This is a genomic window from Wolbachia endosymbiont of Atemnus politus, assembly GCF_013309895.1.
The window spans coordinates 1-6,390 of record NZ_JAAXCS010000081.1 but is presented as its reverse complement, the minus strand read 5'-3'; the positions used below and the strand labels follow the sequence as shown (position 1 = coordinate 6,390).

7 protein-coding genes are annotated in these 6,390 nt (G+C 34.8%); 3 read left to right on the top strand and 4 right to left on the bottom strand.

What is annotated here, in order from left to right:
- Nucleotides 1-180 precede the first annotated feature (180 nt).
- Nucleotides 181-882, bottom strand: coding sequence for an ABC transporter ATP-binding protein (locus HET73_RS05510; protein WP_174133067.1), 702 nt, complete (start codon nucleotides 880-882; stop codon nucleotides 181-183).
- Nucleotides 875-1,657 (bottom strand): MlaE family lipid ABC transporter permease subunit, encoded by a 783-nt coding sequence (locus HET73_RS05505; protein ID WP_174133066.1) that lies wholly within the window; start codon nucleotides 1,655-1,657, stop codon nucleotides 875-877. The genes HET73_RS05510 and HET73_RS05505 overlap by 8 nt, the downstream gene beginning before the upstream one ends.
- A gap of 239 nt (nucleotides 1,658-1,896) precedes the next feature.
- Here HET73_RS05505 and rpmF point away from each other — a divergent pair, with 239 nt between their 5' ends.
- From rpmF to HET73_RS05490, 3 genes are read left to right on the top strand one after another with little or no spacing between them, the layout of a single operon-like run.
- Nucleotides 1,897-2,079 carry a 50S ribosomal protein L32 gene (rpmF, locus tag HET73_RS05500; protein ID WP_174133065.1) on the top strand — a complete coding sequence of 61 codons (183 nt, stop codon included), beginning with the start codon at nucleotides 1,897-1,899 and terminating at the stop codon, nucleotides 2,077-2,079.
- A gap of 10 nt (nucleotides 2,080-2,089) precedes the next feature.
- Nucleotides 2,090-3,127 carry a phosphate acyltransferase PlsX gene (gene plsX, locus HET73_RS05495; protein ID WP_174133068.1) on the top strand — a complete coding sequence of 346 codons (1,038 nt, stop codon included), beginning with the start codon at nucleotides 2,090-2,092 and terminating at the stop codon, nucleotides 3,125-3,127.
- The gene (locus HET73_RS05490; RefSeq protein ID WP_174133064.1) at nucleotides 3,120-4,100 is read left to right on the top strand and encodes a beta-ketoacyl-ACP synthase III; all 981 of its coding nucleotides are present in this window, start codon (nucleotides 3,120-3,122) and stop codon (nucleotides 4,098-4,100) included. The genes plsX and HET73_RS05490 overlap by 8 nt, the downstream gene beginning before the upstream one ends.
- Before the next feature lie 14 nt (nucleotides 4,101-4,114).
- Here HET73_RS05490 and HET73_RS05485 read toward each other — a convergent pair whose 3' ends face one another.
- Both HET73_RS05485 and HET73_RS05480 read right to left on the bottom strand, forming a co-directional pair.
- On the bottom strand, nucleotides 4,115-4,483 hold the full coding sequence (locus HET73_RS05485) for a hypothetical protein (RefSeq protein ID WP_174133063.1): 369 nt from the start codon (nucleotides 4,481-4,483) through the stop codon (nucleotides 4,115-4,117).
- Between the two features lie 117 nt (nucleotides 4,484-4,600).
- Nucleotides 4,601-6,268, bottom strand: coding sequence for an aminopeptidase P family protein (locus tag HET73_RS05480; protein WP_174133062.1), 1,668 nt, complete (start codon nucleotides 6,266-6,268; stop codon nucleotides 4,601-4,603).
- Between the last annotated feature and the right edge of the window lie 122 nt (nucleotides 6,269-6,390).

Below are 6,390 nucleotides of genomic sequence, written 5' to 3'. Positions count from 1 at the left end.
GAGCTCCTGCTATAAAGGACAGCCCTACCAGTGGTGGCATTATAGTTTGATATAAACGTTTCTTTATCTGCTTCATCACCACTATACCCTAAAACTCTTTTAGTACATCTTAAAAATTCAACTTTGTCAATTTTTATGTTAAGCTGTTCAGTACTCATAATTTTGTTTGCGAGCCTGTTGCTACATATAATGAATAAATTTCCTTACATATTCATTTTTAGTATTTTGTATTTCTTGAACAGTTCCATGGGAGATGATGTTTCCTTCGTATAATACTGCTATTTTATCAGCTATTTTAAATGCACTGTGAATATCATGTGTAATCGTAATAATGGTGGGGCTAAGGTCTTTAGACAATTTTATTATTATCTCGTTTACTATATCTGACATAATTGGATCTAAGCCTGAAGTTGGCTCATCCAGTATAATAATCTCCGGATTATGTGCAATTGCTCTTGCAAGTGCTACCCTTTTCTTCATTCCACCTGATAGCTCTATCGGAAACATGTCTGCTATGTTCTCCTCCAGCCCAACGTCATTTAACTTTTTGATTGCTAATAGTCTTGCTTCTTTTTTGCTAATATTGAAGCGTTTTTTATAATTAAAAGATATGTTTTCCCATACTGTAACGTAGTCAAATAGAGCTGAATTTTGAAATAAGACCCCAAATTTATTTTTACTTTTGCTATTTATTCTAATGGACCCTGAGTCTGGCGCAAGCAAACCGATAATTATTTTTGTTAATACAGATTTGCCACTTCCTGAACCACCAAGTATGACTAATGATTCTCCCTTTGATATATCAAAACTTATGTCGTTTAATATCGGTTTATCATCAAAGGATAAGCTTAAGTCCGATACTGATATTATGGGGCTATGCATGTATCAAAGTAATCAAGTAGTTTGCTAAGATGATCAATATGGACGATAAAACAACAGTTGATGTTGTAGCAACACCTACTCCTCGTGCACCTTCTCTACAGTAGTAACCGTAATAGCAACTTGAAATGGAAATTATGGCGCCAAAAGCAGTTGCTTTTACTAGCCCAGTAATAAAATTATGCATATTAAAGAACTGAACTGTATATTTTACGTATATATTCATATTATGGTTAAATTCGAAAACTGCAGTGATATATCCCCCAAACATTCCTATTAGATCTGCACATATTGTAAGCATAGGGAATACTACAACTGACGCTAAAATCCTTGGTGCAATTAAGTATTTGAAAGGGTTAATGTTCAAGGTTGTAAGTGCATCTATTTGTTCGGTGATACGCATTGTGCCAATTTCTGCTGCAATTGACGATCCAACTTTTCCTACCATTATTAAGCTGATTAAAACTGGCCCTAACTCTTTAATGATGGTGACCGTAACAAGTTTGGGTATTATCTGTTCTGGATTAATCAACGTACCACTCAAACTGCTTTGCAAAACTATCACTGCTCCTATAAAGACTCCCGTAAGTCCAACAATTGGCAAAGAGAAAAAGCCTATTTCTATGATCTGCCTTGCTACGTTACCTAAATAATATGGTGGCACGAAGCAGTGATATAAAGACTGAATAAAAAATGTAAATGCGCTACCAAGTCTCAACAAAAGATTGATAAAGCACCTACCGATTATTCTAATACCATTTATATCAAAAGAGCTCACTTTACATTTATCTTAGCTAAAAATTAGTTTTACTTATTTTATTAAAATTTTTGTTAACTCTACCGTAGAGTATAGCTGAAGTATGTTCTAAGTTCAATATACTTTGATTAAGACACTTCAGTTTGAACCTTACAGGGATCAATTACATACCTTACTTATTTTACTATCGCTGTTTACTTCTTGTAAAAAACATGTTACTAATAAAAAGTCTTTATTATATGTTAACAACGGAGGAAGTCTTGGCAGTTCCAAAAAGAAAAAAGTCAAAATCAAGGCGTAATATGCATCGTTCTCACCATGCCATTGAGCCTAAGAACATTGTGGTATGTACAACAACTGGAGAGTTTATGTTGCCTCACAATATAGCAGTTGACGGCAGCTACAAAGGAAAACGGGTTTTTATCAAACAACAGGCAGAATAACTATCATGATATGTTACCCACGGTTAACAATAATATAGTCATTGCACTTGATGCTATGGGAGGTGATTTTGCACCTCTCTCAGTGATTCACGGTGCTAGTCTTTTTTTGGATAACCTTGTTGATCCAGGCATTAAAGTTTTTTTCCATATTTATGGAGATCAGAAACAAATATCTCCTTTGCTTTCAAAATATAGAAAGGTAAGCGATAACTCCGAATTTATTCACTGCTCTGATAATGTTCTTGCAGGTGATAAGCCCTCTTTTGCGTTGAGGCATCGTAAGAACTCAAGTATGAAAGTAGCAATTGAAGCAGTGAAAAAAGGTAAGGCTTCTGGAGTAGTGTCCTCTGGTAACACCGGGGCATTGATGGCAATTTCTAGATTTATTTTGGGAACATTGCCGAACATTTATCGTCCTGCTATTGTATCTGCCTTGCCAAGTAAGGCAAAAAGCTTTGTATTGCTTGACCTTGGTGCAAATGTTGATTGTAATGCTGACTCATTATTTCAATTTGCATTGATGGGCAGTGTATTTGCAAAAGTAGCATTAAAAATTGATAATCCTGAAGTTGCTTTACTGAATATTGGTACAGAAGAAATTAAAGGCAGTGACTCAGTACGAGGAGCTTTTGAGTTACTCAAGAATGCTCAAGATATTAATTTTAGAGGGTATATAGAAGCAAGTGAGTTTTTAGAAGGTAATATAGATGTGATTGTTGCTGATGGTTTTGTTGGCAATGTAATGCTTAAAACACTTGAGGCAACTACTAGGACTTTGACGAACCTAATGAAGCAAGAAGTATTAAGCTCATGGGTAGCAAAAATGCTTGTTGGCTTGTTATTGAAGCCCAAGCTAAATAGAGTGCTAGCGCGTTTTAATCCTAAAGTTAGAAATGGAGCTATGTTTTTGGGGCTAAATGGTATAGTTATTAAAAGCCATGGAAATTCTGATGCTATTTCTTTTGCCCATGCAATAAAATCTGCAGTAAATGCCATTAATGAAGACTTAAACCAGAAGATAATTAGCGAGGTCAGTCAGGTTGAATAAAAGTTTTATATTAAGCACTGGATCTTACCTACCAAAAAAGACGTTGAGTAACGACGAAATTGTATCAATGGTCGAAACAAGTGATGAATGGATTATACAGAGAACAGGGATAACTCAAAGGCATATAGCAGACGAAAGAGAATTAACGTCAGATCTAGCTGTTAATGCAGCAAACAATGCTATGGAAAAGGCTAAAATTTCAGTGAATGAAATTGATTTAATTATAGTAGCAACAACAACACCTGATAAAACTTTTCCTAGCTGTGCAACTATTGTGCAAAATAAGCTAAAATGTAAAAACGCTTTTGCTTTTGATGTGCAAGCAGCATGCTCTGGTTTTATATATGCAGTTACGATTGCTGATTCATTTATAAAATCTAACAATAGAATTAAATATGCACTGGTTGTAGGTGCTGAAATAATGTCCAGAATTGTTGATTGGGGAGACAGGTCAACTTGTGTATTGTTTGGTGATGGTGCCGGTGCAGTAATAATGAAATCTGCAGCGTACTGTAATAAAATAACAGAAAACTTCACAAGAGGTATAATATCAACCAACTTATATTCTGATGGTAACATAGATATATTATGTACAAATGGGGGGATATCCTCAACTGGTAATTCTGGAAAAATATGTATGAATGGAAGAGAAGTGTTCAAGCATGCAGTAGAGAAGCTGACAGCCTCAGTAAAGGAAACACTAAGATGTCATGATTTGAGAATTACTGATATTGACTGGTTAGTCCCTCACCAAGCAAACATTCGTATTATTGAAGCAGTGGTGAAGAAATTAGATTTCCCTATAGAAAAAGTGATTAATACAGTTGATCAACATGCAAACACCTCAGCAGCATCAATTCCACTAGCACTTGACCATGTAGTACAAAAATCAAAAATAAAACCAGGAAGCCTGGGACTACTGATTGCAATAGGTGCAGGCCTAACCTGGGGTTCCATGTTGCTACGCTACTGACAACTTCAACTTTACTATTTATTATTTTCAATTTTTTCTATCAATTTCTTGACCAAGCCTCTCAATTTTTTGCTGGACTCATCAAGCTCTTGAATCTGCAAGCTATCCTTTTTCATAAGCTCCTTGTAATTACCCTTTATGTAGTCAATCATCCCCTTCATCTGAGTAATCATCTTATTAACATCCATACTACCTGAATTAGGTATCATATCAGGTATAGACCCATCTAACATACCGCCAGCCATGAACTGCTGAGACATTTGCATAAACGGCTTTAAGGTCTGGTTAAGTAACTCAGGATCCTTGGCTAATTTTTCTATTTGCTCTTTGCAAGTATCCATATACTGCTTCATAAACTCATCTTCTTGCACTTTATCTGTCATAATTACACCTATACTTAAAACACGTATTTTCTATTATACATTGTTTTTAATTAAAAACAATGTATAAAATACCCATCGCAACCCTGTTAATACTTTATTAAACAACAAACAATTTGCTTACAAAGGAGCACATACTTTCTCTAACCATCCCTTATCTTTGATATTATTTTCTAAGTTTTTACAAATAAACAGATGATATCTATTTATCCATTCAATCTCATCTTTAGTAAGCATTTGCACATCTATTAGTTTTCTATCGTATGGAACAGAGGTCAATTGTTTAAAGTTTAAGAAGCCGTTTTCTTGCTTGTTAACATACATCAGATTTTCAATTCTTATTCCATACTTTTCTGGAATGTAATAACCAGGCTCGTTGGAAAGTATCATTCCTGGCATGAGTTTCACTTTATTTCCTCTTGATATTGCTTGCGGTCCTTCATGCACTGATAAATAACTTCCTACTCCATGCCCTGTACCATGCATGTAATCTATTCCAAATTTCCATAAGTGAGTACGTGCCAAGATATCCAATTCTCCACCAGTAGTGCCATGAGGAAAGATGGCACTTGCTACAGCAATATGAGCTTTCAATACTACCGTATAGTGGACTATTTGTTCATTGGTTGGATCGCCAATTGCTATAGTTCTTGTGACATCGGTTGTACCGTCAAGATATTGGCCACCAGAATCAGTCAAATACAGACCACCTTTCCGAATTATTTTATTCGTCTTACTACTTGCACGGTAATGAATTATTGCTCCATTTTCATTGAATGCAGAAATTGTTGGAAAACTTGATTGCTTAAACAAATTCTGCTCTTTTCTATATTCTAAAATCTTTTCTTCGGCTTCAAGTTCTGTACCGGTATTATTTTCAAGCCAATATAGAAAATTCGTAATCGCTATTCCATCTCTGATGTGTGCGTTTATAGCCCCGGTTATTTCAACTTGGTTCTTCACTGCTTTATGAATTAGACAAGGATCCTCTCTTTCAACTATCTGCTTATTTTGTATTACAGTCATAATACTCATTGGAGTTGTGCTTGGATCTATCATTATCGAATTTAGCTTACACAGTGAACTCTCTAGCTTACTAATATCAAAAATATCTACATGGTTATCTAAATTTACTTGTACAGTCGAATGTTCTTTATCTTGAACAAATAAATCAACACTACCGTCTTTATACAATATAGCACGACCCAATATACATGGGGTATATTTAGCATTTTCATTTCTTAAATTTAATAACCATGAAATTGAATTTGGATCAGTCAGAAGCACTGCTTCGGCTTCTTTATCTATGCTTTTAGCTACTTTTTCACATTTGCTCTTACTACTTTCACCGGAATATTCATCTGTATGTGGAACTATCTTTTGTTCTCTACGATTACTTTCTTTTTCAATTGAATAGGGTGCTAATTTACAAATATCTTCATATTTTCTTATCTCTTTTACGGTAAAATATTGCAAATGATAACCTAGTGAGGTAGTCGATGTTAAGTTTGCTTTTACCCATCCGCATGAATCCTCTTCTTGTATATTATATACTTGAAAATTGCCCTGATCGAGCTGATTGCGAGCTTGTGTGATATAGCGTCCATCAGTAAAAAATGGGCACTTGTTGTTTTTTGTGACAATAAGTAGCCCATTTGTTCCTGTGAAGCCACATAACTTGGTTAACTCGTCTGAATATTCATTTAAATATTCATCTTTTGTGTGTAACATAAACGCATCAGCATTTATTTCGTGCATAAAAGAACGAAATTCTTCGATTCTTGACATGAATGACCTGAAAAAATATTGAAAAGTTGAAGAAAATTCCTTTGGAAATACTACAGTATAGTGCTTGTAACTACAAGCACTATATCGCAAGAATTTAAATCTGTTGACCAGCCTTTAAGGGC

Coding starts and splice junctions, on each gene's coding strand:
- HET73_RS05480 (WP_174133062.1), bottom strand. CDS start 6,268: ATGTCAAGAATCGAAGAATTTCGTTCTTTTATGCACGAAATAAATGCT.
- plsX (WP_174133068.1), top strand. CDS start 2,090: ATGTTACCCACGGTTAACAATAATATAGTCATTGCACTTGATGCTATG.
- HET73_RS05485 (WP_174133063.1), bottom strand. CDS start 4,483: ATGACAGATAAAGTGCAAGAAGATGAGTTTATGAAGCAGTATATGGAT.
- HET73_RS05510 (WP_174133067.1), bottom strand. CDS start 882: ATGCATAGCCCCATAATATCAGTATCGGACTTAAGCTTATCCTTTGAT.